Annotated in this window: 22 protein-coding genes; 9 read left to right on the plus strand and 13 right to left on the minus strand. The window is 41.2% G+C overall.

Features of this window, described 5'->3' with window-relative positions:
- Nucleotides 1-2: 2 nt before the first annotated feature.
- From BUE31_RS00940 to BUE31_RS00990, 11 genes are all read right to left on the minus strand, one after another.
- Nucleotides 3-1,055, minus strand: a complete 1,053-nt coding sequence (locus tag BUE31_RS00940; RefSeq protein WP_073401545.1) for an efflux RND transporter periplasmic adaptor subunit — start codon at nt 1,053-1,055, stop codon at nt 3-5.
- Between the two features lie 58 nt (nt 1,056-1,113).
- Complete coding sequence (locus BUE31_RS00945) at nt 1,114-2,475, minus strand: TolC family protein (RefSeq protein ID WP_073399384.1); 1,362 nt, start codon at nt 2,473-2,475, stop codon at nt 1,114-1,116.
- Between the two features lie 53 nt (nt 2,476-2,528).
- Complete coding sequence (locus BUE31_RS00950; protein ID WP_073399386.1) at nt 2,529-3,137, minus strand: TetR/AcrR family transcriptional regulator; 609 nt, start codon at nt 3,135-3,137, stop codon at nt 2,529-2,531.
- A 71-nt stretch (nt 3,138-3,208) separates the two neighbouring features.
- Nucleotides 3,209-3,970, minus strand: a complete 762-nt coding sequence (locus BUE31_RS00955) for an SDR family NAD(P)-dependent oxidoreductase (RefSeq protein WP_073399388.1) — start codon at nt 3,968-3,970, stop codon at nt 3,209-3,211.
- A gap of 305 nt (nt 3,971-4,275) precedes the next feature.
- Nucleotides 4,276-5,499, minus strand: a complete 1,224-nt coding sequence (locus BUE31_RS00960) for a hypothetical protein (protein WP_073399390.1) — start codon at nt 5,497-5,499, stop codon at nt 4,276-4,278.
- Between the two features lie 41 nt (nt 5,500-5,540).
- Nucleotides 5,541-7,067, minus strand: coding sequence for an FAD-binding protein (locus tag BUE31_RS00965; protein ID WP_073399392.1), 1,527 nt, complete (start codon nt 7,065-7,067; stop codon nt 5,541-5,543).
- Nucleotides 7,068-7,071: 4 nt separating this feature from the next.
- The gene (locus BUE31_RS31635) at nt 7,072-7,422 is read right to left on the minus strand and encodes a Bor/Iss family lipoprotein (protein WP_073399394.1); all 351 of its coding nucleotides are present in this window, start codon (nt 7,420-7,422) and stop codon (nt 7,072-7,074) included.
- Nucleotides 7,423-7,466: 44 nt separating this feature from the next.
- Nucleotides 7,467-8,177, minus strand: coding sequence for a hypothetical protein (locus tag BUE31_RS00975; RefSeq protein ID WP_073399396.1), 711 nt, complete (start codon nt 8,175-8,177; stop codon nt 7,467-7,469).
- A gap of 61 nt (nt 8,178-8,238) precedes the next feature.
- Entirely contained in the window at nt 8,239-9,057 is an 819-nt protein-coding gene (locus BUE31_RS00980) for a hypothetical protein (RefSeq protein WP_073399398.1), read from the minus strand.
- Entirely contained in the window at nt 9,054-10,034 is a 981-nt protein-coding gene (locus BUE31_RS00985; RefSeq protein WP_073399400.1) for a hypothetical protein, read from the minus strand. Before BUE31_RS00985 ends, BUE31_RS00980 begins: the two co-directional genes overlap by 4 nt.
- A 772-nt stretch (nt 10,035-10,806) precedes the next feature.
- The gene (locus BUE31_RS00990) at nt 10,807-11,232 is read right to left on the minus strand and encodes a GNAT family N-acetyltransferase (protein ID WP_073399401.1); all 426 of its coding nucleotides are present in this window, start codon (nt 11,230-11,232) and stop codon (nt 10,807-10,809) included.
- 353 nt (nt 11,233-11,585) lie between these two features.
- On the opposite strand from BUE31_RS00990, the gene BUE31_RS00995 reads away from it, so the two are divergent.
- Together BUE31_RS00995 and BUE31_RS01000 are read left to right on the plus strand one after the other, a co-directional pair.
- Nucleotides 11,586-12,644, plus strand: coding sequence for a Vgb family protein (locus BUE31_RS00995; RefSeq protein ID WP_073399403.1), 1,059 nt, complete (start codon nt 11,586-11,588; stop codon nt 12,642-12,644).
- Nucleotides 12,645-12,809: 165 nt separating this feature from the next.
- Nucleotides 12,810-16,292 carry a VIT domain-containing protein gene (locus tag BUE31_RS01000; RefSeq protein WP_073399405.1) on the plus strand — a complete coding sequence of 1,161 codons (3,483 nt, stop codon included), beginning with the start codon at nt 12,810-12,812 and terminating at the stop codon, nt 16,290-16,292.
- A gap of 89 nt (nt 16,293-16,381) precedes the next feature.
- On the opposite strand, the gene BUE31_RS01005 is transcribed toward BUE31_RS01000, so the two are convergent.
- Complete coding sequence (locus BUE31_RS01005) at nt 16,382-17,791, minus strand: glycosyl hydrolase family 18 protein (RefSeq protein ID WP_073399407.1); 1,410 nt, start codon at nt 17,789-17,791, stop codon at nt 16,382-16,384.
- A gap of 484 nt (nt 17,792-18,275) precedes the next feature.
- Between BUE31_RS01005 and BUE31_RS01010 the strand changes: the two genes are divergently transcribed.
- Entirely contained in the window at nt 18,276-18,956 is a 681-nt protein-coding gene (locus BUE31_RS01010) for an SGNH/GDSL hydrolase family protein (RefSeq protein ID WP_073399409.1), read from the plus strand.
- A 2-nt stretch (nt 18,957-18,958) separates the two neighbouring features.
- Here BUE31_RS01010 and BUE31_RS01015 read toward each other — a convergent pair whose 3' ends face one another.
- Nucleotides 18,959-19,735: an NUDIX hydrolase gene (locus BUE31_RS01015; protein WP_073399411.1), complete on the minus strand. Its 777-nt coding sequence runs from the start codon at nt 19,733-19,735 to the stop codon at nt 18,959-18,961.
- A 136-nt stretch (nt 19,736-19,871) separates the two neighbouring features.
- Between BUE31_RS01015 and BUE31_RS01020 the strand changes: the two genes are divergently transcribed.
- From BUE31_RS01020 to BUE31_RS01045, 6 genes are all read left to right on the plus strand, one after another.
- Complete coding sequence (locus BUE31_RS01020; RefSeq protein ID WP_073399413.1) at nt 19,872-20,864, plus strand: sugar phosphate isomerase/epimerase family protein; 993 nt, start codon at nt 19,872-19,874, stop codon at nt 20,862-20,864.
- 22 nt (nt 20,865-20,886) lie between these two features.
- Entirely contained in the window at nt 20,887-22,635 is a 1,749-nt protein-coding gene (locus BUE31_RS01025) for a GMC family oxidoreductase (protein WP_073399415.1), read from the plus strand.
- 18 nt (nt 22,636-22,653) lie between these two features.
- A complete protein-coding gene (locus tag BUE31_RS01030; RefSeq protein ID WP_073399417.1) occupies nt 22,654-23,268 on the plus strand; it encodes a gluconate 2-dehydrogenase subunit 3 family protein in 615 nt (204 codons plus the stop codon).
- Nucleotides 23,269-23,360: 92 nt separating this feature from the next.
- Entirely contained in the window at nt 23,361-24,176 is an 816-nt protein-coding gene (locus tag BUE31_RS01035) for a response regulator transcription factor (protein ID WP_073399419.1), read from the plus strand.
- Nucleotides 24,177-24,247: 71 nt separating this feature from the next.
- Nucleotides 24,248-24,589, plus strand: a complete 342-nt coding sequence (locus tag BUE31_RS01040) for a c-type cytochrome (protein WP_073399421.1) — start codon at nt 24,248-24,250, stop codon at nt 24,587-24,589.
- 11 nt (nt 24,590-24,600) lie between these two features.
- Nucleotides 24,601-25,125: an anthrone oxygenase family protein gene (locus BUE31_RS01045; protein WP_200801842.1), complete on the plus strand. Its 525-nt coding sequence runs from the start codon at nt 24,601-24,603 to the stop codon at nt 25,123-25,125.
- The last annotated feature ends 21 nt before the right edge of the window (nt 25,126-25,146 follow it).

Below are 25,146 nucleotides of genomic sequence, written 5' to 3' on the forward strand. Positions count from 1 at the left end.
CCTTAGTTGATGATTTTAATAAAAGACTGTTCGTTGAGGTAGGCGCTGTTGGAGATCACGATCTGGTCTATACCTTCCAGTTTATCTTTGAGGTACACATTTTCGTTATCAAACTTCAGGATGGTAACCGGTACTCTTTTTACCCTTGTTGCGCTAATTGTAGTGAATACAAAGCCTTTATTGCCGTCTGCTTCTACCAGTGATGCATATGGAATGACCATTACGCTTTCATCCTGATGGGTGGCTATTTCTGCTTTCCCAAACATACCCACGGCGGGTTTTACGCCGTTTAATTGTAGTTTCAGTTCTATCTGGAACGAGCCCAGTTCGCGATCAGCCGCCTGCGATTTGCGGAACACAGTGGCATCAAAGGTTTGACCGGCATAACCGTCGAGCGTTACTTTAGCTGTTTGTCCCGGTTTGATGATGGCCCATTCGCGGTCGGTCACGCCAACTTTAAGTGAATAACTGTTTCGCTGTTCAGTAGAGTTGATGAGCAGCACCGGCATCCCTTCGGCAATCACTTCACCTTCATTGGCTATCTTCTTGCTCACAAAGCCGTCAGATGCTGCATATATTTTAGAGTAGCGCTCGTTAAAGGCCGTTGCTTCACGGGCTTTTTTGGCAACATCCAAAGCTGTTTTGGTATTCTGCAATTGCTCTAACGTGTAAACACTGTCTTTGTAAAGATTTACTGCGCGGCTGTAGTCACGCTGTGCCTTTTCTACCCCCAAAGTGGATTGCGCCAGGCCTGCCGAAATTTCAGTAGAATTGAGTGTGGCCAGCAATTGACCCTGTTTAAAGAACTGGCCTTCTTGTACCAGGATACGGCTGATCACGCCGCCTATCTTAAAGGCATATTTGGCTTCATCCTCCGTACTGACCAGGCCTGTAGCGGTGATTTGATCGGGTACGCCTAAGGTAGACACCGGGGCGATTTTAACCGGGATGATATCCGGTTCTCCTATTGGATTACCTTCCTGGTGTTTTTCTTTACAGGAAGCCATTAAGGCTAAGACTGCTATGGTAATGCTGAATAATTTTATTTTTTTCATGATTGTTTGTTTTTTTAAGGTATTCAAGAGCCCTTCAGGGTTTTTCATGATCTTATTTTTATTGAATGGTGAAACTGGCGTTGGCGCGTTCGATGGCTGCATCTGCGATCCAGGTGTCGTAAAGAGCAATATTGGCGTGAAGCTGGGCATCGATCCATTGGTTCTGGGCATCCAGCAGTTCAATGTAAATGGCCGTTCCCTGTTTGTATAACTTCAGCATATCCCCGTAATAGGTCTGGCTGGTTTTCAATTGCGATTGGGCAGCTTCATATTGGGCGATAGCGCTTTGCATACCGGCCTGGCGCACCTTGAGTTCCGTGAGCAGTTGCTGTTGTACATAATCGGTCTGTGATGCCAGGGCCTCGCGGTCGGCAATCGCCTGCTTCACGCGGTAATTGTTTTTACCGGAAGAGAACAGGTTCCATTCCAGGGAAACTCCGAACAGGTAATAACGGCTGTTATTGTTGAACTTCCAGTCAAAAGCCTGCGAACCCAGATCGATAAAGGTTCCTAATTTGGGGACGATATAGGATTTGGCCAGCCCGGTCAGGTTGCCGTTGATATCTTTAGCTATTCTTAGCTTGGACAATTCTTCCCTGCCGCTAATGCTGTTTCCCAGTAATTGTTCCCGGGCAGGGAGCGCCGTAATATTATCTGAACCAATACTGTCTGTAAGCGGGCGGTTAAGCAGGAAGTTAAAGTAGTAACGGGCTGATTCTGCTGTTTTCTGTGCCTCAATAAGCGAAGCATTGATCCTGGATACTTCGTTTTGGCTTCTGAGCACCACCGTCCGGTTTACTTTGCTGTTTTCATACAACTTCGTATTGATCCTTTGCCCTTCATCAACCAAACGAAGTGAAGATTCGTAAATACCGGTAGCATAAACGGCTTTCTGGTAATTGTAATAAGCCGTTTTGATCTCTTTGACCAATTCGCGCTTATAAAGCAATACCTCAGCTTTTTGCAGGTCTATCTGCTGCTTTTTGATCCGCTTGTTATAGATCAGTTCCGCATTCAGGATGGGAAGTGTCGTGCGGAACTTGGCATCGTAAAAATTATCCGGGTTAAGCAGAATTCGCTGATTTTGCAACTGCGGAAAGGTGTTGCTGCCCGTTAACCGGTTTAGTGTGGAGTAAACTCCGTTAAACAGGTCACCGGTCGGGAAATCTATCGTACGGCCGCCATCAGCTTTCGTGTAGGTTGTGGAAAAAGTAACCTCAGGCAAAAACATGCTTTTGGCTTCCTTCAGCGCGTAGATATTTTTTTCGAGTACAAAGTTTTGTTGCTTTATACTTTCGTTAGAAGCAAGGCCCTGCCGGATATACTCATCCAGCCTGCCCTGGGCTTTTGCAATGGGTGCAGCCAGTAAGGCTGACGATAAAAGCAAAAGTTGATAGAATGTTTGACTTTTAAATTTCATTTTTAATCATTGTTTTAATTTTAAACAGTGTTCAATAATATTGCAAAAAAAGGCTAACTTTTTTCAAGCAGCGCCACAAAAGACTCATATCCGTTTTGCATCAGTTCTTCATTCGTCTTGCCGATAAAGCTTGAATTGCGGTGTTTGCAAAAAAGCGCGCAGATGCCATGAACCACCGAGATGATCAGGAAAGTAAAGTATTCCGTGTCCATATCCTTGAACTTCCCTTTTTGCTGACATTCCTTTACCATGTCCTGCATATAACTGATCGCTTCTTCTGCGATCTGAAATCCCTCGGACAACGAATCTTTAACCGGTTCGTCAACAATAAACATCAGGTTATAATAATCTTTGTTCTCCTGGGCAAATTGAATAAAAACACGCCCGGAAGCCTTTAACCGCTCGAAGGGGTCTCCAACCTTGTCCAGTACTTTTAACTGGTTCAGCAGCAGGCGAAAACCTTCTTTATGCAATTCGTGGAAAATTTCGCTTTTATCCTTAAAATAGAAATATAGCGAGCCCGGACTATAACGGATCTCCTGGGCAATACTGCGCATGCTGGCCTGTTCATAACCCTTTTCTAAAAAAATCTTACGTGCACCGTTAAGGATGCGTTTGTGCATTTCCTGCTTCTCTTCCAGTTTTCGTTCTGCTATGCCCATTTTTAGATGATGATAAGATACAAATATAAGATCGCCGTTCGTGTGGCCAAATTTCGCAAGGGTATTTCCAACTAATTAGCCATTCCCGGACTGATCCGGCCCATAATGCCCACCGCGGCCTTTCTATTTAATAACTTGAAACCGAACAGCATGAACCGGTTCTTCCAGCCTTGCACCACTCTTGGCTTTTGCCTTCTTTGCAGCGCTCTTACAAGTTCAGTAGCAACATCTTCTACGGAAGAGACAACGAACTCAGGAAAGTCGCTCGTCTGCTTGCCCGCATGTACATGAAAGTCTGAGTTCGCAGCTCCTGGATTAAAACCCATCACGTAAACACCTTTGGGCTTAAACTCATACCATAATGATTCTGAGAAATTGGCAACAAAACTTTTGGTGGCTGCATACACAGAACCGCCCGGCAGCGAAGAATGGGCAAGCAACGAGCCAATATTGATGAGCGCATCCCCTTTGACAGCTTTCTGTAAGAAGCTATACGACAAAGTAACCAAAGCTTGCATATTGAGCTGCATGGTGGCCAGCTGGTCTTCCAGCGGGATATCCGTAAATTTTCCGTAAGTACCTGTACCTGCATTGTTAATGAGAACATCGTACTTTTCAACGCTGAGATGTGCCGCCAGCTTTTGCAGATCCTCTTTGTTGTTCAGATCAGCGACCAGGATGGTGTGGCCGCTGCCGCTTAAACTGCTTAACGCCTTTTCGAGGCGGTCCCTGTTACGGGCTACCAGCGTTAGCTGGTAATTCTGTTGAGCCAGCTGCCGGGCCGTTTCGAGCCCGATGCCTCCGCTGGCGCCTGTGATCAATGCTTTTTTCATGATTGCCTGGATTAATTTAAAACCAGGACAAATTTATTGAACAGTGTTCAATAAAACAAAAGCAACCAGTCGTTATTTTAAAACCTGACATTAAAAACAGAAAACGTTACCCAATGAAGTTTAGACACTACGCACAGTTAGGCGCAAAAGAACACTTATTATTTCTCCTTGTAAACCTCTCTAATAATCCTTAAAATTTCCTGTATGTGTTCTAATAGCGTCTCTTTATCCCCGCTGATAACAATATCAAAAACACAGATGTCAAGATCTTTTATTGAGGATGTGAAAAAAAAAGTCTTGCATTATCAATAAACAATTTTGCTAAATGGGATACCGACGGTTAACCCTACGAAAGTTTTATTACGGGATAATTCGTCTCTAAGCTGCGTATGATTAATATTGGAAAAGCAAACCTGGGCCTCGAAATTTACGGCAGGCACGCCCTTTTTATCGATTAATACAATGGGTATTCCAATTATTGAATTAACAGCATGGTATGCACCAAAGTTTTTTTCAGTTTTGAAACTTAACCCAACATGAGAATCCCCGGGTATGTAGACGAATTTCCCGGAGATTGCAGGGGTAAGATAATTGTTGTAAGGCCCGGCAAACTCACCGTAAGAGGTAGTCAATAAGTCGGGATTGCCTCCTTGTACGCTGTTGCTGATAGTTGTTTTAGCTGTAAAAGTCAAAAAGAATCGACCTGCTTTAGGGCTGTCCCAAAAACGGGTATGGGTAACAAAAACCTGAAAAGGATAATTATATCTGGATCTTGTTCCATTATTCATGTTTACTATTTCAAATTTTTGCGGAATGACCGGCAAATAAACCCCAAAAGTTGTCCAGCAGTCGCTTACCAGTTTATAATTGTTGGTATTGATCAAAAGTTCAGACTGTCCTTGTGAAAAGCTTTGAAGATATTCATCTCTAAGAGCAGCATAGAAATTAAGCCGCAGGGTAGTTTTTACGATTTTTAAATCCTGCCCGGGAACATCAGCTGGCTTTAAGGAAGCCAAGCTATTTTCAAAGACGGCCACCTTTGTACGTATCTTCGCAGCTATATCTTGAACTAATATGGCCCTGCCTGCGTCCATATTCATTTTTTGGGCTCCGCAGTTATCATACCCGGTTTTGGGTTTTCCCATCCATGTTTTTTGCAAGGCGAAGCCTAACTGGTTATTGGTGTACTTATTCGTGAAATTTCCGGTATAGGTATTTGCGATATTGGCTCTCGCGCCGATAACAATAAATGACCTCACCCAATCGTCGCTATCAACCGGTTGATGAAAATTATGGTTGATTGTTATGCTCCCTTCTGTGGCATCTATAGTAATGTAATTTTTATAAAGCGAAAGATCATAATTATCTGAAAGGTATGAGCTAACCTTGTTAGAAAGAAAGGTATTCATGGCTTTATTAGAGATCAGCATACCTGTGCCGGTGACGCAAGGGGTATTTACAACTTTTGTATTTACTGCATTTATTTCAGTAATAATTTGCTCAGACGTTTGTGCCCAAACAATTTTCATTGAAATGCAGCAAACAACAAGGATACAAACACATTTTCGAACTAAGCTAGACCCCATTGCTGCAGAATTGGATTGGTGAATACTTTAATAGTGTTGGGGTCAAGCAATTGGTTACGTGCTGCTTGCCATGATGTTACAGCTGCTCCATACATATTATTTATTCGGGCTGGGTACAGTTCATTTACCTTTCCCCAATGAAAGGTGAATGGAATATCGTTGTCTTCCAACATTTTCCAAACCTGTGTATAGAAATTATAAACGCTGCTGGAATAACATGCGTCGAGCTCCATTACACAAGTTTGATCAAAACGAGTGAACCCCATTGTAGCCTGTGTCTTTTTAACAAACCTGAAAGAAAAGAGGCCGGGAAATGGACCAATGCTGGAATTTGTACTCATCATCAGCTGAATAACCTGGTTCACATTGGCGATAGAAAAGCCCACTGCAGCGCTCAGGAGCCTGCCTCTTAACGTGGTATTGTTAAAAATTTCGCCCATGGTGCCAAATTGTGGGATGGGATTGTTTTGCGAATCAACTTTACTCAACGATAGGCTTGCGCCAAGAACTTTGTTCACCAGTACAGGCACCAACGCGGGTATCGATTCTGTTAGTAAACCAATAAAAGCCGGGGCGTCATCACCCGGCCCAATGCCGGCTTCGTTGTCAACTGGCGGCGAATAGGTATTGTTATAGTCCCGCTTATACATTGTAGTTACGTAAGCCCCCTTGTCCATATCATAAGGATTCAATAAAACCGCAAAGTGATAGGGCCTCTCAGTGCCGCATGGCAAATTGGCGTTAGTAAAATCAAGCGTTTGCATGATGTTTTTTAAAGAATCGTCATAAGGCATACGCGTCATGTATGTTTCCAGCAAAAAGATCTTTTCTGTTTCTATCATCACGCCATGTACAACTCCAAAACTGCCAAAACTTACCAATGCAGCGTTAAAAAGATCATCGTCCTGAATAAACTCAGCCTGTATATTACTTATAAACGCGGCTGAAACCACCGGCGCCGTTTTTCGCTCCAGGTATACGTGCCGGTTAGGGCCAACAATTAAATGTATACCAACAACGCATTCCTGAACTGCGCCAAAATCAAACGCCGAACCATGGATACCTGTACCAATAGCGCCGGCTATTGTTTGTCCGTTACTGGCTCCGGATGCTTTTAACGATTGGTTTTTATCTTTCAAATAATCGCCGATCTCCTGGATACTCATCCCGCTTTGTGCAAAAAGCAGGTAATTTGGATCGCCTCCATAGCCGGCTGCCACACTATTTTGGGTAACATCGAAACGGGTATTAAGCGGTTTAGTGTCCAGCATAATTCCGTTATTTACTGTTGCAATCTTCGTCCATGACCAACCGGCGCCGAGTGAGCGTAAGGGAGTTTGCGTAGCGATGGCTTCGCTGATCATATTTAAAAAACCTTTTGTGGCGTCATTATAACCACTAAGCGCGTCCATATCTGGTTCATCCCCTAATTCATAAAGGTTTTTAATATCTTCTGTAAACGTCTGATGCCGGTTTTGCCAGCTCGTTTGATTTGTTTTAATAATTTTCATAGCATTACATTTTTCCGGTTTTAGGGCAAGGTTTGCTGCATTTCCAATATAATTTGGCAGGGCTCCAGATGCCGAGTGTTACGACACCTATAAGATATTGGCCAAAATTCCTTCTTAAATAAACTTCCGACATTCCGGGAGACCCCAGCGAATCACATATCGGTGTGGTTACTGCCTTCGGGCTTTGAAGAATTCCCCATAAATAAACATTGATGGGATGACTTTGATATTCGGTACCTTCCTGTTTATGAGTTTGGACCCGAAAAGTAACGCAGCTGCTTGTAAGTAATGTGATAACCAACAAAAATGCTACCACTGGCTTACGGAAATAAATTGGTTTAAAATGAATATTCATGATGGTTTTGGTTGATTAGGTTTAAAGTAAAACTTAATAGTAGTTTATAAAGAGCCTTGTTTATCCTGGGCTAACAGGGATTTTGTGTCGGCTGAAATATTGGACGTAATGCCATTTACCGTTGCGCCTGCATTAACACTGGATGGAGTTACCGGGGCATTTTTGTTTTCAGATGTTTTCAGGCCCAGGTAAGCGCTTGCGCTTATACCCATAAGGCCTAGCAGCTGGTTATTGATAACGGAATGATCAGGCAAAATTTGCTTTTGATGAACTGACGCTATATAAATAAATCCGACAACTATTATCCATATCACGTTTTGTAAACGGTGAATGCTTACACCCTTTTCATCTGAAATGATATCCATAAAAAAGCCTTTTGAGGGGATATCCTGCTGGGGAACCGCATCGCCCTGGTTATTTTGCTGGCTGGTATCAATCACTTTTGCAACAGCAGTTGTACCCCCGGCTATTCCCAATAACAGTAAATTGACAGGGTCAATATCTGGCACAGAAATAGCGCCTTTTAGTAACCCCGGGAAGATGGTATAAATAAACGAGCTTACGATGATAACAGTCCAAAAAGCGAGTTGAGTCCGCCCAAGACTGTAGGCCGGCCTCGGTTTTTTGATGCCTTTTGTGATTGTTAATTGCTGAAAGTTAGCAATGTTAAAAATTTCGGTACGTAACATCGATGATTTTTTCCCGATGATGATGACCAGTGCGCTAAAAATAAGGAGCAGAAAAAAGTAAATCATGACAGGTTGGTTTTGATTATTTATAAATTCAGTTTATTGTTCATTTTTTGTATACATCTAATTATTTAGCTTTTCGGTCTGCCCGGTAGATTACATACTTATCTTTAAAAAAAAGTGTGTTTGTTGTAAAAGGGATAAAGAGCTGAAACTTCGTTCCATCCTGCACATAATAAAACGTATTATTATTTATACTTTCTTGATTTGCTTTATTCTGCGCGTCCTTTTCCATAAAAATAATATGCCAGTCGTTTTGTTTATGAAAAGTCATACCGTTATACAGCGCATCATTTATCTCATACACATTCTCATAGGAAGCATAGCGTTTTTCTGCCACGCGGAGCAGAGTAAGCTGGTCGCCACTTTTATCCACAGTCCAATTATCGGTATGGATGCCGTCGTCAGCATAAAATATAAACTGATTTGGATCTGAATCATCTACGCTACCAATTAAAAACACCCTGAAATCGGCGCCATTGGGATGATCAAGCCCGGCAAAGCGCGAAAGATCACTGTACCGGTTCTGATACCGGTCAGCAACTGTTGATATATATACTACCGTTTTTTCAGTTTGCGAAATCCACAAATATTCGATCTCTATAATTTTTTTGTTTTGGGCGCCTGTTCCTACTACCCCAGGATTCATCGAGGTTTTGTCATCATGTAACCCTAATACTTTTTGGACTTTATCTGTTCCTTCAATAGGTTTATCCTCCGAAGTTATCGCGCGGTAATAAAAATCATAGGAGCTATCCAGCCTGATTGGTTTCCAGTTGGTTGGGACGCTGGCTGGCGTAGGAAGCGTTTTATAGGCAAACTGGCTACAGCCATTGAAAAGAAACAGCCAGCTAAGCAACGCAATGATGATCAATTTTTTTTTCATTTCAGTCCCGTTTGTTGTATTAAACCATAATAAGTTAAACCAATGGTATAATATGCCGGGGTATAAGGCACCATATGATAAGTATCCAATACTTCAGTATGAATATCGTGTTGTAAATCTAACCTCACAGAATTATATTGCTGAATTTGAAGCCCATAGCCGCGAAATGGATTCCCCAGGCTTAAATCAAACAAGCTGCGGTTAAATTGCCGTTGGTCCTTATCAAAATAATCCATAAAAGCTACATACAATTTATTGGAAGCCTCGAAGGTACTTTGCGAGTAGCCTGTGTATTTATGATAGGCAAGCTCAACTTCATTTATTAAGGTATTTCTCGGCCCGTTGTAAATCAGCATCCCGCCGCCTGTTTGGTACCGGTCAAAGGCATCGCCCAACGCGAGCTGTTTAAATGGAACTGAGCCGTCGTTGTAATAAGCGAACTGAAAGCCCCCGGCAATGTTCAGATCAATAAAACCAATACGTTGTATTTTCTTTTCAGGATCAGTAACCAGGGATACAACAGTACCAACAGAAATGGAATGATCGAATGGGTTTTGGAGGGCAGGCCTTGCATAATTTGAGAAGTAATATAAATTGACATATCGGTTAGGGTCCTGTATACCATGTAAACGGTTAGGCCAACCTGCGGTCAATGTTAATGCGGGTAATATTTCAAAGTTGGCTGGATAGAGTTGATCGTCATTACTCCGCGTACCCAAACCAAAATTATATAGTTGAAACTCAACGTTCGCTGATTCGTACAGCCAGCTGTCTATAAAGGTTGATCCAACACCAACATCGGCGCCGAGTCTGAAATATGGGTTCCTTTTATGCTTCTGGGTATCGAACAATAAAGAGGCTTTAATACTAAAACCATATTGCATATTGTTAGCAGCATAAAAATGACCTGTTGTAGTTTGCCCGAAACCTTGTATCGTTAGAAATAGCAACAGGAAAAGGCTGGTCAAACTTCTCATTATATCATCGATTTAATAATAAGTTGATGAACGAAGTATGGAACAATGTCGGGAACATATACAATAAGATTTGGTGGAATAAATTTAAATAAATAATATTTAAATAAAAGGGTGTTTTTACGGTATTTTATTAGTAATCAACGGGTAATGCATCTTACTTGGAAGTTCAATTAGTGGTTGCTGTTACAGTAATAATAGTATTTTATTTATTAAATAAATATTAGATATTCCAGTAGGTTTGGCCATTCCGGGCTACAGGTTCATTCAATAGTATAAAATACACATTTTGAAGCACAGAAACTAAGCTTGGTTAAAGTGTTTCGGAATGTTATGATCAACGGAGCAGAATCAGATGATCAATGGTTCAATTTATCCGGAAATCAGCAACATAATAATTTCATAAAAAGCATGGTAATCTTCATTACTACTGTGCTTTTTTGTGATCTTATTGTAAGAGGCTCAAGCTCTTGAAAATAATTGGTATCAAAGTATGATAGAAACAATAATTAATTCATCCGCTATTATTAGAGTAAGTTCAAAATGGATTTCATTACTCATATAAAACATAATGCGCTTTTAAAAGCTAAAAGTTATCCTTATTTTAACGATAGATATACAGTAGTAAAAATCGGGTGAGTGATTCATGTAGTTAGACAATCTCATGTGTATTAAGTGGCTGTTAATGAGAGTCAGCCATTTTTTTTTAATTAAATGTAAAAAGGCAATAACTAGATAATTGTATAGTATCGCTAGTTGCAAGATCCTCTATTTGCTAGGCCTCTTCCCCCAATATTTTCTCAAAATAAATGGTTCCTGCTATCGGACTATACCTGTAAGGTTCTATTTCATAAAACCCTAAGTAATGATATAGTTCCTGTGCCTTTGTTTGTCCCGGTACGGTGTCCAGCCTGATGGATTTATAATTCAACTGTTTTGCTGTATCAATTGCCGATTCCAATAGTCGTTTTCCTATTTTCAGGCTTCTGTAACCGGGCTTTACGTAAAGCCGTTTAAGTTCTGCTATTCCTTCAGCAAATTTACGAACGCCAGCACAGCCTATTGCATTTTCATTATCAAAAAAACACAAAAGCAAAGCTCCATCCGGTTCTTTGTATTGTTGGGCAATCGTGCTTAATTCTTTTTTAAAGTCCTGGTATCCCAAATCGAAATTTAGTGAACCTGCATATTCTTCAAACAATGCTTTTCCTTGTTAAAAATCCTTTACTGTATCAGCTCTTTTAATATTGACAGTCGACATTTATTTTATTTTTTGGCAGCAATTCTTTTATCTGTGCAATTAAAGCTACCAATTTTTTCTGTTGTGTTTTACTCAAATGTTCAATGAGGCTTTTAATTTGCCGTGAGCCTCAACCGGTGTTTGTTGGAGCAATACCATAAAAAGTAAAAAGATACTTTGTTTTCTTTAAGATCTGAGAAGAAATTTTAAGACAAAATCGTTTATATAAGTATATATTTTACCTAAATTGCATTGTTTTAAATCATTAATCACAGGCTGAATAAACACTCGCCTAAAACCTAAATCACATAAAAATGGACATGAATATGCCCGGAATGCCGGTTACAACAACCGGATCCTCAACAAATGCTAATATTACAGAGTTTAGTTTAGACTGGCCGCTCAGTAAGGGCGAAAAGCCGGGGTCAACACATGAACTGGTAATTAATAAAGAATTTATTTTTGTTACCGGCCAAAACATGCACAAGGTGGCTAAATTTAATTACGCTGGTGAATTACTGGTGTATTATAATATGCCTGATAAAAGCGGACCGCATGGACTGCTGATTGATAAAAAAGGACATCTTTGGGTATCACTTGAATTTTCCGGCCACGTAGTACGGCTTGATGAAAGCGGGAACGTTGTTCAAAGTATTGACGTGAAGATCTATACCGGCAGTGATCATACCCATCCCGTTAATACCGCCCCGCATGGCATTAGTCTTGATGCCGATGGTGAAACCATTTGGTTTACCGGGAAACGTACCAGCACCATAGGAAAAATTTCGCCGGATGGTAAGGTTACGCACTTTCAACTGGACACGCTGGCTTCGTTACCAATATTCCTGAATGCCGGAAATGGCAGCGGGATGTGGGGTACAGAACTATTGGGTAATTGTATTCTTAACATCTCACCTGATGGTAAGGTAAAAGAATATGCTATCCCAACTACAGGCAGCCGGCCCATTGCTGTAATAAATGACCCGGTAGAAAATTGTATGTGGTTTACCCAGGAGGCTGGCGTTAAGATAGGGAAAATAGATGCCCATGGTAACATCAGCGAATACCCGGTTCCGGCTATTCAAAAAAATGATATCCTGGCCTCTTTATGCTTTGATGATGAAATGAACCTGTGGGTGCAGGTGTATGTAGACTTCAATAACCCAAAGCCAGAGGGCAATGATTATATTGTAAAGTTTGATAAATCAATCAGGCAGGCTTGTGGTGTAGCTGTTACAGGCGTGCCATTTACCACACACGTTGTTCCGAGCAGGATGGTGATGATGCACCGGATAAGAAAAGATTATGAAGGCAATCTGTGGTTTACCGAAATGATGACAGACAGGTTAGGCAAGGTCACTCTGAAAAAATAGCCAGATCAACTTTTACAGCGCAAATATGCCTGATTTGCACGAGGGAGACGCAGAACTTTGCGCCTCCCTCGTGCGTTTTTAGAAAAACTCAGCGGAAAATATTTTTTTTTAAATCATTTATGGAATGTCTTTAATCCTTGCATCTGTTAGGAAAATAAGCAAACCATGAAAAGACTAAACTCCTTCCTTTTATCGGTAACTGTACTTTTAGTATTACAAATATCGATCGCCTGCGCCCAAACCCCGCAACTTACTGTAGATGGGAAAAGCAATAACGGGGTAAAGCTCCAGCAGCTAAAAATTGATGTTGCCATTTACGGTAACATCAGCCGTACTACCTGGCAAATGACGTTCTATAATTCTACTTCCCGGATTTTAGAAGGTACACTGATGTTCCCGCTTAAAGATGGTGTAAGTGTAAGCCGTTATGCATTGGATATTAACGGCAAAATGCGCGAAGCGGTTCCTGTTGACAGGGGAAAGGGCACCGTTGTTTTTGAAGCAGTTGAACGCAGGAGAATTGATCCGGGTTTGCTGGAAAAAGTAGAAGGTAACACTTTTCGCACCCGCATCTATCCGATTAACCCGCACAGTACCCGCACGGTAATTATTGGCTATGAGGAAGAGATCCCTTTGGCAGATAACGGAAACCTTAAATTTACCTTACCGCTGAATGTAAAAGATACGGTAGAGAAATTTTCGCTTAACGCATCTGTAATTCAAAGTGTGGCAGCGCCGGTTACAGATAACTCAAATGGCGATAACCTGCAGTTTGATAACCATCAAAATACTTATTCTGCTTCTATTGAAAAAAGTAATTATACTCCTGATCATTCTTTGTCGTTTTCGATCCCTAAACCACTTGACGCTAACGAAGTAATGATCCAGGCGCAAGGCAACAAGTATTATTATTTTATCAACACTACTTTACAGGCCCAAGCTATAAATAAACCTGTTCCGCACCGGATCGGTTTGTTGTGGGATGCATCATTAAGCGGTGCAAACCGGGATAGCAAAAAGGAATTTGCCCTGTTGGATGCTTATTTAAAAAAGATAAATAATGCCGAAATTACTTTAGTAGCCTTTAGCAACGCCATTATAAATACTAAGGTTTATACCATAAACAATGGTAATTGGCCGGAGCTTAAAAACGACCTGGAGCATATCACATACGATGGCGCTACTGATTTTGGGAAGATCAATTTATCTCAATACCCGGTGGATGAGTTTTTATTAATGAGCGACGGACATCAAACTTTTGGTGAAAGGTCATTGAAATTGATTAATAAGCCTGTTTATTGCATTAATTCATCAGCTTCGGCAGATTATAGTAACCTGAAACTGATCGCCCTCAAAACACATGGCGAGCTTATAGATTTAACCAGGGATGACAATGACAAGGCGCTAAAAAGTTTAACAACCCAACCATTGCGTTTTTTAGGAATAAAGGCAGGTAGTTCAGTCGAAGAAAATTATCCTTCTTTGCCTGTCGCTGTAAGCCATGTATTCTCAATAGCAGGCATCACACGCAATCCTAATCAAACAATTATTTTACAATATGGCTATGGTGATAATGTAACCTACGAAAAAGTGGTTACGCTCGATCTGTCAAAAAACGCAGTTGAAGATGTTGATGTAGCCAAACTTTGGGCACAGAAAAAGATCAGTGAACTGGACATCAATTACAACGCCAACAGGCAGGACATTGAATCGTTGGGAAAGCGGTTTGGCATTGTTACCCGTAACACTTCCCTTATTGTTTTAGAAACAATAAACGATTATATCCAATATGGTATTGAACCACCCGCTGAATTGCAGGCGGAATATAATGCAATTATGAAACAAAGGGGTGCTAACAACTCTCCGCCACAAAGAGAAAACGTTAGCGTTGCGGAAAATATGGAAAAGGAGCTAAGCCAATGGTGGAGTAGAGATATTCAACCAAAAATAGTTGAGGCAAAAAAAGCGCCGGTAAACCCACCTGCGCGGCCTGTTAGAACTATTCAAGAAACAGGGTCGGGCCATTCACAATTTACCGGGAAGATTATCAGTAGCGATGACAGACAGCCCTTGCCCGGTGTTACTATACGAATCAAAGGCACTCAGGAAGGAACCCAAACCAATTCAAACGGAGAGTTTTCCCTTAATTTAAGGCCCGGTAATGTATTGACAATATCTTTTATTGGTTTCCGGACGAAAGAGGTTACTGTAAGAGGTAATTCAGTGGGCACCATTACTTTACAAGCTTCTGCTAATAATTTAAATGAAGTGGTGGTGGTAGGTTACGGAACACAAAGAAAAACATCTGTTACTGGTTCGGTACAAACAATAACAATGAATTCCAGCTCAAATGCCGACCAAATGGTTGTGGCTCCCGACCTGAACGCAGTGCGCGAACCCAATATAAACACTGCCCTGGCAGGAAAAGTAGCTGGGGTACAGGTAATGTCGCAATCTGCAGCAGCTCCTGGTATGAACAACGAAGTACGTATTCGTGGTGCCTCTGGTGTAGGGAATGGCCAGCAAGCAATATATATTATTGATGGGACGATCTCTGCTGATAAGTCTGACGTTAATCCAAATGATATTGAATCGGTAATCGTATTGCAGGGTGCAGCTGCGGCTTCAATATATGGCTCTCGTGCCGGAAATGGCGCAATTGTAATAACAACTAAAAAAGCAAAGAAAACTTCTGCTGACACTGTTATTAATGACACAGAAAAAGATGAAGCTATTAATATTACCTATAAATCTGTTGTTACCGATTATTTGAAATCGCTCCAAAATACTGTTAAGGCTAACCGGTATCAAAAATATTTAGAGTTAAGAAATGCATTTAGTAGTAATCCTGTTTATTATTTTGATGTAGCCGACTATTTTATAAAAACCGGCAACAAAGAATTGGGCCTGCGAATCTTAAGCAATTTAGCTGAATTGGATTTAGGCAGTTATGAGCTTTACAAAATGCTGGGTTATAAACTGAAGCAATTGGGGGATTTTGACGGAGAGGTATTTGCCTTTAAAAAAGTAACCGAACTGCGCCCTTTAGATCCGCAAAGTTATCGTGATTACGGACTGGCTTTGGAAGATGCAGGTGAGCATCAGAAAGCGCTGGACGTACTTTATGCTGCCATGACAAAAAGCTACACTGCTGAAGCTGATAATCTTTATAACGGGATCCAGGAGGTCTTTCTGCCCGAAATAAACAGGATCATCGCCTTAAATAAAGGAAAGCTTAATCTTTCGCTGATCCCTAAAGCAGTTATCAAACCCTTACCGGTAGATATCCGGATTGTAATGGACTGGAATATGAATAATACCGATATTGATTTGTGGGTAACTGACCCTAATAATGAAAAATGTTTTTACAGCCATAATCGTACAGAAATTGGCGGGCGCATTTCGCATGATATGACACAAGGTTTTGGCCCGGAGCAATTTTTATTAAAAAATGCCATAAAAGGTACCTATAAAATTGAGATCAACTATTATGGCGACAGGCAAGCTACCATTGCCGGTCCTACCACCATTATGGCTGAGCTATTTACTCACTACGGTACCCCGCAGGAGAAAAAGGAAATTATTGTATTACAAATGAAAAAAGAATCGAACGGTACCGTTTATATCGGGGACTTGGATTTTAAATAACCTGGAGTCCCATAAAAAACAGTGCTTTAAAAAAGGCTGGTGTAAATTTTTACACCAGCCTTTATAGGTAGAGGATAATATTGGTTAAACTATTGATTTATTCCAAAAGCTTCCCATCCCGATGCGGTAGTGCGGGTACAGGTCATAGGCTGTGTGCCATTCTCGCTCGAAATGAATTTTCCATTGTTGCCTCTTAGGGTAACTTTTCCGTCGGTTGTTGGTACCCAGTCAAATTTTTCCCAGTCGCTAAAGGAGGTACGGTTACAGGTGATGGCTTGTGTGCCATTTTCTGATGACACGTATTTACCCATGCTGCGCAGTGCAATTTTACCACCGCCGGCATCAACAACGGTAAACGTTTCCCATGCCGATGCTGTGACACGGGTACAGGTCATAGCCTGTGTGCCATTTTCACCACTTACGTATTTGCTGTTAAATCCCTTTAGGGTGATGGTTTGCCCAATAGGAGGGTTTGTAGTCCCGCCGCCACCGGCATGGGCAACTACCACCTGGTTAATGGCAGATAGCAGCGAATTTGCACCGGTAGCATCGCCTGCTAACTCCCATAACATCATGCCGCCAATTCCATTGTTAAAAGCCAGGTTGGTTTTGCTGGTTATAGTAGGAATGCCATTATAGCCAATAGTTTGAAAAGTATCTGAATTAGGACTGCCTCCTTGTGATAGAATTACGTTATAATTAACGGTTAAATAATCATACCTGTTATCGCGCCCGTAAAACGGCACACCTAAAATGGTCTTTTCGAGCGGTAAGCCGCGGCCGCTCCAGTAGTTCAGGCAATCAACCGCTGATTGGTAGGTAGAATGTTGGAAGTTATTATCATCATAATCCATTATGTTAAGCCAATCAAGCGCGGTAAACATGCCGCTTGTAATATAAGTGGCGCCCGTTGAAATTACAGCGATGGTACAAAGCTTGCCCCCGTTATGCATAGCAGTAGCCAGCTGCTGCATCATCAATAAAAAATTACTGGCTTCGGTGCCTGCCGATGGGAATTCCCAGTCAACATCAACACCGTCTGCATTATACTGGTTCACAAAGCCAACCATGTTATTCACAAAGGCCGTGCGTAAACTTGCGCTGGCTACAATGGTATGAAAAGCGTCGCCGCCTCCGCCACCTCCAACGGAGATCATTACCTTAACATTGTTGTTATGAGCGGTAGTTACCAGGCTGGTGAATTTAGACAGGTTGTCGAGCGGATTTAATCCCCCACTGGTAGTTGGAGTTAAAAATGCATAGTTAATGTGCGTTAGCTTGCTATACTGAATGGCGTTTACATCGCCTTCCCAACTGGGTAAATAGCCAACCACCTTAAATGTTGCCGCTGTTACAGCAAGTGAGCTTTGTTTGTTTTTTGAAGACAGGTCGGCAGAAGCAGGGGCATAATCGAGTTTGTTTTCCTTACGGCAGGATGATAAGGCAAACAATGCAGCCAATACGCTGGTGAGCAGGTAAGCGTTTAATTTTGTTTTCATAAAGTAATAATTAAAGGTTAATAATCAGTTATTAGTTATTGGTTAATCTTTAGTCAATTGAAAACGATCTGTAAATAGGTATCATTAGCCGATGTTTAGGCTGCTGCAATAAATAGTATAGGCGATATATTACGAAGGTAAATATATATATTATATTGTAAATATCTGATTATAAATATGTTATGTATAAAACAATACGTATTGATCACAAGCGGGACCCAGGCATAAAGCCCTGTTTCTTTAACACAGGGCTTTAATGAAAAAAAAGAATTTTTTTTGCTGATACGCTTAATTCACAGTGGTGATTTGTTAATTAATAGGAAATGTGGGTTTGAGGTAGTAATGTAGGGTATGAAGAACGCAGTTTTTTATTATTAATAAGATAAAAAGATTTGAGTGGGGTTAAATGGCGTAGTTTATACATCGTCAAATAAATTGTAACATTTAAATCTAAATAGATCGTCGCAGAATTTATATTTGAAAAATGAAATCATTAGTCTTTAAGATCATTGTTATAGCTATCTTTTTATCCTCACACGTTTTTGCACAATCGCAATTGGTTAAAAATTTACGAAAAGGTAAACACCAGGTTTTGGTGGTATATGGAACAAGCCTTACTGCCGGAGATGGCGGCCGGGCCTGGGTTGATTCTATAGGCACTGGACTAAATAAAAAATACGGTGGAAACTTAACAGTGCTCAATGCTGCCAAAAGTGCCATGTGGTCTGGCTGGGGCATACAAAACCTGGAAGATAGTGTGATCAACAAAAAACCTGATGCAGTGATGATTGAGTTTGGGATGAATGATGCTTTCCTTAATTATAAGACATCGCCTGCGTTAGCCCGGCTTAATTTGATTTATATGATCGACAGGATTAAATTATATAATCCGGCATGCGAGGTAATATTACAGGTGATGGATATCCCCATTAACGTACATGCGGAGGCAAGACCAAATCTTACTGCCTATTACGAAATGTACAGGCAGGTGGCAGTTGACCGAAGACTGCTGTTAATTGATCACTATCCGCATTGGCAAAGGATCCTTGACCAGGGAAAAGATCTCTACCTTAAATACGTGCCTGATGGCATTCATCCCAGCCCTGAAAGTGCAAAAAGTATTATTGCGCCTTACGTATTAAAACGCCTGGAAGAGGGCGACTGAGATCAGCTTAAAACCACCCCATTTTTTAACGCTGCTTCATATTTTTCTTTATCAAAAATATAAAGATGCGGCGAGCGGTGCGGCCCTATGCTCCGTTTCTCATCCAGCTTTTTCAAAAGCCCAAGCGCCATCAGCTTTTTTGGAAAATTACTTACGTCCAACTTTTTGCCTGATAATGTTTCGTAAAGCGCATGGATCTCGGTAAGCGTGAATTTTTCGGGTAGCATGTTGTAGCCTATAGGGTAGTGGTAAAGCTGTACCCGCATAGTATGCAATGCTTCTTTAACCATTTCATCGTGGTCAAATTCCAGCTTAGGCAGCTCATTTATATCAAACCATGCGCACTTTGTAGTCATTATGTCTGTCTGCAAAACGGTTTTTGAAAAATCTGTTATAGCATAAAAGCCTATTGATATGGTTTGATCTATCAGCCAGCTGTCTTTTGTGATCCTTAGGCCGGTTGCCTTAAACCATACTTCTTCATCAAACTCTGCGAGCCGGGCACGGTCCGGATCGCCAAATGTTTTAAATTGCTGTAAAAATAAATTATCAATGCCGGTTCGTTCCTTAACATTCCGGTTAGCTGCTTCTACCAGTTTTTCGGTGCGTTTAATGTAGCCGCCAGGCAGGCACCAGCCGTTAATAGCTTTATGTTTTATGAGCAGCAGTTTTAATTGTTGTTCGTGGTATCCAAAAATTGCACAGTCTAATGACACATGGGGTACATAGTGCAGATGCCCGTTATGTACAAAATCTTCAAACTCTGCCTGCGTTTTCATGCCATAAAAGTAGCATTCCTAAGCTTAATTTTTAATGAAAATAATTATTTAGTAAAAATTACTAAATAATAGAATATTCTTTTTATCTTCATTTTGTAAAATTCACTAAATAGAATTAACCATTAAGCCAATTAGAATGAAAATTAACCGAAGACACTTTGTAAAACAAGCCGCGGTGGGCGCGACAGGTTTAGGTTTAGCCGCCGCTTTACCCGGATCTTTGTTTGCCGATACAAGTAAAGAACTGTTTTTTAAAATATCCATTTCCCAGTTTTCTTTTGCCAGCCAGTTTTGGACCCAAAAGCTTAACCCGCTTGATTTTGCAGCGAAGGCAAAAGAGCTGGGGATCTCAGGTCTGGATTATTGTTCCATGTTTTTTGCAGACAAGGCAAGAGATCAGCAGTTTTTAAATGATCTTAAAAAACGTTCGGCAGATGCCGGGAGCTATAACCTGCGCATTATGGTGGATGGTGAAGGGGTATTGGGCGATTTAAACGAAGCTGTACGCCTAAAAGCTGTAGAAGGCCATTATAAATGGATAGACGCCGCCGCAACTTTAGGCTGCCCGATGATCAGGGTTAATGTAGAGGGTGAGGGTGCGCCTGCGGACGTTGCAAAGGCTGCGGTTGATAGTCTGGGTAAATTAATAGAATATGGCAGTAAACAGCATATTGATGTTATTGTAGAAAATCACGTAGGCATTTCCTGCAACGCTGCATGGCTTGCCGGTGTTATGAAACAGGTTAACAGCAAACACTGTGGCACACTGGCCGATTTTGGTAATTTTTGTATAAACCGCACCAAACCCGAAACCAATGATATTGCAGGCTATATGAAAACAAAATGCCTGGAAGAATATGATAAATACAAAGGCATAACCGAACTGATGCCCTTTGCAAAGGGTGTTCACGCTAAATCACATTTTTTTACCACAGCGGGCGATGATGCAGAAACAGATTTTTATAAAATGTTTAAGATCATTAAAGATTCGGGCTTTAATGGCTGGGTAAGTATTGAATATGAAGGCGGCTTGTTAAAAATGTATAGCCAGGACGCGAAATACCTGGATGACTACGCAGGAGTTACAGCCACAAAAAATCTAGTTGAAAAAGCCGGTAGAATGGCCTGATCTTACCTAAATCATTAATAAAATGCAGATAAAAAAACTATCAACCGTATATGATGTGGTCATTATCGGTTCGGGTGCTGGCGGCGGTATGTCTGGTTATGTACTGGCAAATGCCGGAATAAAGGTGTTAATGCTGGAGGCCGGGCCATTCTTTGACCCCGCAAAAGATTCGCAGCAATTGAAATGGCCTTATGAGTCACCGCGGAGGGGTGGCAACGCTACCCGCCCTATGGGCGATTTTGATGCCTCGTATGGTGGCTGGCAAATTGAAGGGGAGCCTTACACGCAAAAGGATGGATCAGAATTTCAATGGTTCCGCGCTAAAATGTTGGGTGGGCGAACTAACCATTGGGGACGCATCTCATTACGCATGGGTCCAAAAGATTTTAAATGTAAAACCAACTATGATGTTGGTGACGATTGGCCAATAACTTATGACGAGATCAAACCTTATTATGACAAGGTAGACCGGTTGATTGGTGTTTATGGATCAATGGAAGGCATGGAAAACGACCCTGACGGCATCTTTCTTCCCGCTCCAAAACCCCGCCTTAATGAGCTGTTTGTAAAAAAAGCGGCTACAAGATTGGGGATTAAGGTAATAGCTGGCCGTGGTTCAGTGCTTACTGCACCTTTGCCGGGCAATAAGGATAGGGGAGCCTGTTTCTTTTGCGGGCAATGTAACCGCAGCTGTAAGATCTACGGCGATTTCTCCGCCTCATCATGCCTGGTGATCCCGGCTCTGAAAACCGGGAATCTTACGGTGTTAACAAATTCGGTTGTTCGTGAAATACTGACAAATAATGAGGGAGTGGCTACAGGTGTGTCCTATATTAGTAAAGACGACATGCAGGAATACCAGGTAAATGCCAAAACTGTAATACTGGCGGCAAGTACTTGTGAGTCGGCAAGGATACTGCTCAATTCAAAATCGACGCAACATCCCAATGGATTGGCCAATAGCAGCAATGTAGTTGGTAAATATCTGCACGACTCAACACAGGGAGCAGGAGTAGCTATTTTACCGCAGCTATTAGATAGGGAGAGATTTAATGAAGATGGCGTGGGCAGCCTGCATCTTTATGCGCCATGGTGGCTGGATAATAAGAAGCTGGATTTCCCCAGAGGATATCACCTTGAAATATTTGGCGGCATGATGATGCCCGGCTATGGCGGCTATTTTGGCTTTGAAGGAACAACAGTACCTTATTTAAACGGCTATTTACCCGGTGCAGACGGAAAAATGAAGCCCGGTGGCGGCTATGGCGCTACACTTAAAAATGACTATCGCCGCTTTTACGGCACAATGGCGGGTTTCGGCTGTCACGGTACTGCTACTGCGAGGGAAGATAATTATTGTGAGATCGATCCAACGGTGGTAGATAAATATGGCATCCCGGTTTTGCGGTTCAGGTACAAATGGAATACGGATGAGATAAACCAGGCAAAACATATGCAGCAAACAGCGCAAGCTGTTATAAAAGAGATGGGTGGGATCCCGTTGATGCAGCCTGCAGGGCCGGAAACAAACTATGGATTGGATAAGCCGGGTAAAGGAATTCATGAAGTTGGTACGGTCCGTATGGGTGATGATCCTAAAAGGTCAGCCTTAAATAAATGGGGGCAAACGCACGATTGTAAAAACCTGTTTGTAACAGATGGTTCTGTTTTTACCCAACAGTCTGAAAAAAATCCAACATGGACAATCCTTGCACTTGCAATGCGAACTGCTGAATATATTATTGACCAGCGCAAAAAACAAAATGTTTAACCCAAAACAAACCAGATCATGAACAGAAGAGATAGTTTAAAAGCAATAGGCATCGGTACACTTTCAGCAGGCACACTTTTAGCCGCTTGCAAAACACCTGGTGAAAATAAAAGTGATATAAAGACAGATAAAACAGGGCGACAGGATTTTGAGGTTACAAGAGATGAAACAATACTAAAGGAAACATTTTTTAATCAGCATGAATTGGCAACAATTACCATTTTGGCTGATCTTATTATACCAAAGGATGCCAAAAGCGGCTGTGCTTCTGATGCAAAGGTTACCGATTTTATTGAGTTTATTGTAAAGGACGAACCCGAACACCAATTACCAATGCGCGGCGGGCTTCGCTGGCTTGATGTACAGTGCCTGAACAGGTATAGCAACGCCTTTATAGATTGCACTGCAAAACAACAAACCACATTACTGGATGAGATTGCTTACCCCATGATGGCAAAACCCGCAATGCAACAGGGAGTTGCCTTTTTTAATAAAATGCGCGAGCTTACAGCCATTGGTTTTTTTACAAGTAAAATGGGGATCCAGGACCTGGGTTACCAGGGAAACGCACCCGGTAAATGGGAAGGAGTACCACAGCATGTGTTAAAAAAATACGGATTGGAAAATGTATAATGAGTAATTCAGCATGTTAGGCGATTCAAAATATTTGGATTAATCCCGTATATTTACTTTTGTAGATAATAAAGGATTACATCTCGCTTAACATGCTGTTTCAAACAATAATGCCGCCACCTGCTTTGCAATCTGTTGTCAGGTATTTTTGGACGTTAGAAGGCAGTTCAGAAAATGAACAGCAGAAAACATTCAGAACTATGGCAGATGGCTGCCCCGGCATAATTTATCAGCATGCGGATAATGGAACATTTTATCAACAGGAGAAACAGCTACCTGAGCTCTTTTTGTTCGGACAAACTACCCGGTATGCAGAGATCAGCCTGGCGGGTACCTTTAACACTGTCGGTATATATTTTCAACCAAATGCACTGCAATGTGTATTTAATGAAAATGCGGAGGAGCTTACAGATTTATGTGTTGATATAAATTTGTTGACTAACAGGCATGGCTTTAACTTATCCAATCAACTTGCTGAAGCCACATCTGCAAATAAAAAAGTCGAAATCTTATCTGCCTACCTGTCATCGCAACTAAACAGGAATAACCGAAAAGAAAATTCAACGATGGAATATGCGCTGAATCAAATTATACAAACAAAGGGGAATATAGACTTAGGAAAATTGCAAAGCCACCTGCAATTATCAGAACGGAGCTTTCTCCGTAATTTTAAGCAGTATACAGGCATCGCGCCTAAATTATTTTCAAGGATCTGCAGGTTTCAGTCATCATTAAAACAATTGCGTAAAACAGATTATAATAAGCTCTCTGATATTGCCTATGAACAGGATTATGCCGATCAATCGCACTTTATCCGCTCGTTTAAAGAATTTTCCGGCTTATCACCCAATCAATACCAAAAACAAACAAACGAGGTAGTAGAAAACTTTTCTGAAGTTTTGAAATAATCGCCGCCTGGCGGTTTTGTTCTATTTTTAAATTTTATATCGTCGCATTTTTGTCTGAAAAGGTAAACGCGATGAAATCACTTATTTTTAAAATCCCGCACACATCGGCAAAATTGCTTGTCTTCTTTATTTTAATTATCTGGATAGGATTCCAACTGTCAGCCATGGCTCAAAAGTCACCGGTTGAAATGAACGGTAAAGTATTATTCGAAAAAAACTGTACTAGTTGTCACGGTAACGACGGGACTAAAGGTGCTTACGGCGCCAAAAATTTGCGTAAAAGCAAGCTGGATAACGATGCTTTGATAAAGGCCATTGCTAATGGCAACTGGATAATGCCAAAATGGAAGAAAGGGCTAAGCCCGGAGCAAATACAAGCAATAGCCAACTACATAAAAACATTTAGAGATTAACTGCGCTTGTTATGAAAAGTAAAAATATGACAAATATAATTTTGATTATAACCGCAACAGCTACAGGCCTTATTGCAGGCTTGTTTTATGCATACAGCTGTTCGGTAAATATTGGTTTGGGCCGCTTGCCTGATAAGGAATATCTTGCCGCAATGCAATCTATCAATATTGCAATACTTAACCCTTTATTCTTTGTAAGCTTTTTAGGGACATTACTATTGCTTCCATTAAGCACGTATTTAAACTTTGAGCAGCCACTTTCAACCAGGTTTTTACTTTTACTTGCAGCTGCTATAATATATGCAATTGGTGTATTTGGTGTAACTATATTTGGTAATGTTCCATTAAATGACGCATTGTCAAACTTTAACCTGGAGCATGCATCCGTTAAAAGTATCTATGAGCAGAGGATCCGGTTTGAACAACCCTGGCTGCTGTTACACCAGGTAAGGACAATTGCCTCAGTAGTGTGTTTAATATTGGTAATAATAAGCTGCTGTTATAGATCTATCCCAATGGTTTCTATTAATCATTAGTTTTAAGTATTAATAATTGTT

Origin of the sequence: Mucilaginibacter sp. OK098 (genome assembly GCF_900142915.1) — a bacterium.
GTDB lineage: Bacteria > Bacteroidota > Bacteroidia > Sphingobacteriales > Sphingobacteriaceae > Mucilaginibacter.